The following is a 3,511-nucleotide window of genomic DNA, read 5'->3' on the forward strand; positions in this document are numbered from 1 at the left end:
AAAGGTGGTGGTTCTTGCCTGCAGCATGGCGAGCGCCTGCTTAAGGGTGGCAACATCTCCTTGACGTGCGGCCACCTGCAGAAGTTGCAACTGGGCGAAAAGGTTATCGGGGCGTTGTTGCAAAATGGCTTTAAGCTGCTGTAGTTCCTGTTGAAGCCCTGCCGGCGTGCCGAGTTGGTCGTAACTGTAGGCAAGTTCATAGCGGGCACGAAGGTCGTTTGGGTTCAGTTGAACGGCCCTTTGGTAGTACTGAATGGCCTCGCCGATTTTGCCCTGTTGAAACGCAAGTAGGCCGAGCAACCGCTGAATAGCGCTGCTGTTGGGATCGAGTTGTTCGGCCTTTTGAAGGTATTGCGCGGCCTTTTGATAGTTAGGCGGTGAGGCACGCAACTCCATAAGGCCGAGGTCTGCCCATACGGCAGGCTCTTGCGGCGCGATTTCGCTGGCCAATTTGAGATATTTTTTGTCATGGCCACCGTTATCTGCCACCTGCAGGGCGACGCTACCGATGGTGAAATCGGAGACCTGTTGAAGATAGGAAGCATGGGGAGTACGGGAACAGCCACAAAACCAGACGATGCCAACGAGGCATAGCAGGCCAAACCGTGTCCGTTGAGACATAAGGGACAAAAGAGACTCCATTCTTTGCTGTATAACAGAGGTGTCTTTTTCTGTAAAGTATTGTTTTACGAAGCTGTGCGGCCTCGCGCGCTCGGCTAAATTATAGTCTAAGTTCCGAGGTCACCGCAAGGTGTTTTTTTGTGCTGAGAAATAGAGTTGCCAATGACATTCATAGAGATATGCGCGCAGAAACCATGTCATCTCAAATGAGGGGAAGGGCGTCGGCCTTGAAGAACCGGTGAGATAGACGCCTGTCATTTCAAGCCAAAGGCGAGATGAACAACTGTCATTTCGAGCCGAAGGCGAGAAATCTTAAGTTTCAATTCCTTCACGGTTCAGAGAGATGGGGTGGGGGCTGCAGAGACTGCCAAGCTCGTGGTTCTAGAGCAAGTCAGCAAAGCAAGCCTACCTTGCTCGCCCCCTATCCCGTCCTTTCCCCCGATTCGGGAGGTGCTAGCGCACGGCGATGCAGCGGCCAGAGAAAGAGGCGTTTAAGACAACCTTTCTGGCCGCAAAGGTGCCGTCCGCGAGGACGCCCACCGCGAGGTGCCCCTCTCCCTGATAGGGGGAGGGGAAGGGCGCCCTACCCCAGAAAATCTTGCGATTTTCTGGGAACCCCTAGTCGGCCTTGAGGGGCGGGAGGGTGGGGGCTTGCAGAGCCGACGGCAACTGTCATTTCGAGCCGAAGGCGAGAAATCTTAAGTTTCCATTCCCACCGGCCTTGAGGGGGAGGGCGCCCTGCCTCGGAAATCTTGCGATTTACTAGGGACCCCTATATCGGTCTTGAAGAGCCGATGAGATAGACGCCTGTCATTTCGAGCCGAAGGCGAGAAATCTTAAGTTTCCATTCCCACCGGCCTTGAGGGGGAGGGCGCCCTGCCCCCAGAAATCTTGCGATTTTCTGGGGAACCCCTAGTCGGCCTTGAAGAAACGGGGATCAGACCCTATGTTCTCTTTGGGCATGGTTTGAACAAGGGAAGCAGGAAAGAGGGGAGCTGATGAGGAAGTTATCGGCAGTATTCTGGATTCCTAATTGGGAGAACGCTATGAAGAAGGAAGAGATCAGCCGACGTAAGTTTTTGCAGACTACCGGTGGGGCCGTTGCAGCAACCGCGCTAGGGGCGACCGCCGAAGTGAAAGCGGCGCCGAAACGCAAGCGGTTCTCCGCCAACGATAAGGTGGTGTTGGGCTTTATCGGGGTGGCGGGGCGCGGCTATGGCGCTCACATGCAGACGTTTGGGCAGATGGAGGATGTTGAGATAGGAGCTGTCTGCGATGTGTATCAGCCGTATGTTGATCGCGCCGTGAAGTTTACCGACGGGAAAGCGAAGGCCTATCATGACTTTCGAAAGCTGCTGGAGCAGAAGGATATAGATGCTGTAGTGGTGGCCACCCCGCCGCATTGGCATGCCATTATCTCCATTTTAGCCTGTGAAGCCGGTAAGGACGTTTATTGCGAGAAGCCGATGAGCCGATACCCCATGGAGGCGCTGATGATGGCACGTGCCGCGCGCGTCTACAAACGCGTGACCCAAGTCGGTACCCAGATTCACGCCACGGAGAACTATCATCGGTGCGTTAACATCGTTCGTTCCGGCGCTTTGGGGCCGATTACGGCAGTGACCAACATCTGCACCATGAACGACGATTCGGAGGGCCTCGATCATCCTGCCGATAGCGAGCCGCTGCCGGGTCTGGATTGGGATTTCTGGCTGGGGCCGGCACCCAAAGTTCCGTTCAATATCGGGCGCTTTCGCGATGGCATGCATCGCTACTTTAAGGACTATGTGAACAGTTGGCTTCATGAGCTAGGCCCCCACATCGTTGATCTGCCCGTGTGGGCGCTTGAACTGGGTGCTCCGCTGGCCGTTTCTGCCAGTGGAGGGCGGTTTGCTACGACCAGCATCGCCGATGTGCCCGACACCTTGCATGTGATCTGGGAGTATCCCAACATGAACATGACATGGGTGCTCATGCAGCAGAGCCGGTTCAATTTCGGAGTAGGAGAGATGGGGCCTTATCGTCAGTTGGGCATTATTTTCCACGGAAAAGATGCTACCCTTATCGCCAACTACGATCTCTGCCAGGTTATAGATAAAAACGGCAAACCGGTCGAGCGCACGGACTATCCTGTGGTAGTGCCGCCCTCTCCGGGGCATTGGCGCGAGTTTATAGATTGCATCAAAACGCGCCAGCAGCCTTCCTGCAATTTCGAGGCGCATCTGCCTCTTCATCTGGCCTTGAATCTGGCGCATACGTCTCTTTATGCTAACCGCAAAATCCACTGGGATAACACCAAGTTTGAGGTCATCGGTGATCGTGAGGCCAACCATCTGCTCATGCCACCCTATCGCGCCCCGTGGAAACTCCCCGTGGTGAAAGAAGCATCAGATACCCCTGGCTAAAGCACAGGGGCTTGCGCCTGGTTGGAAGCGTGACCCGCCAACCGACACAATAGGGCGTCTGAACATTCGCCCCGTACTTTGAGGTTTCGCGCCGCATTGAAGTCGGCATTCGCCTCAAAGCCACACTGCTGACATCGAAAGCTGCTCTGGCTCTTGCGATTGGCTTTGGCGCAGTAGCCGCATACACAACAGGTGCGAGACGAGTTGCGCGGGTCAACCAACACAACGGGCACTCCTGCCGCCTCGGCTTTATAGACGATAAGTTGACGCAGTTGCAGGAACGCCCAGTTACCGAGTAGCCATCGCATTTCGCGAGAAACCGTATCTGCTCTGTCCCGAAGGGTACGGAGGTCTTCCAGAGCGAGTGCCTTTCGCGATTGCACTACGGGTATAGTAGTCGCACAGGCGGAAGGTAACACAAACGCGCCCTTGTGTGGTGGTCAGAGAGGCACAGCCGTCTTGAAGGCGCACCCAATACGAACGCG

Annotated in this window: 3 protein-coding genes; 1 reads left to right on the forward strand and 2 read right to left on the reverse strand. The window is 55.4% G+C overall.

The genetic code is table 11. The annotated features are described in order from the left end of the window. Nucleotides 1-621, reverse strand: a 621-nt coding sequence (locus VKV18_RS08175; RefSeq protein ID WP_324203719.1) for a tetratricopeptide repeat protein, incomplete at its 3' end; no start/stop codon positions are given. Nucleotides 622-1,667: 1,046 nt separating this feature from the next. Here VKV18_RS08175 and VKV18_RS08180 point away from each other — a divergent pair. Next, the gene (locus tag VKV18_RS08180; protein ID WP_324203717.1) at nt 1,668-3,026 is read left to right on the forward strand and encodes a Gfo/Idh/MocA family oxidoreductase; all 1,359 of its coding nucleotides are present in this window, start codon (nt 1,668-1,670) and stop codon (nt 3,024-3,026) included. Here the strand turns inward: VKV18_RS08180 and VKV18_RS08185 are convergent. After that, nucleotides 3,023-3,445, reverse strand: a complete 423-nt coding sequence (locus tag VKV18_RS08185) for a transposase (protein ID WP_324203718.1) — start codon at nt 3,443-3,445, stop codon at nt 3,023-3,025. The genes VKV18_RS08180 and VKV18_RS08185 overlap by 4 nt on opposite strands. Nucleotides 3,446-3,511: the final 66 nt, after the last annotated feature.

Source organism: Chthonomonas sp. (genome assembly GCF_035294505.1).
In the GTDB taxonomy this organism is placed as follows: Bacteria; Armatimonadota; Chthonomonadetes; order Chthonomonadales; family Chthonomonadaceae; genus Chthonomonas.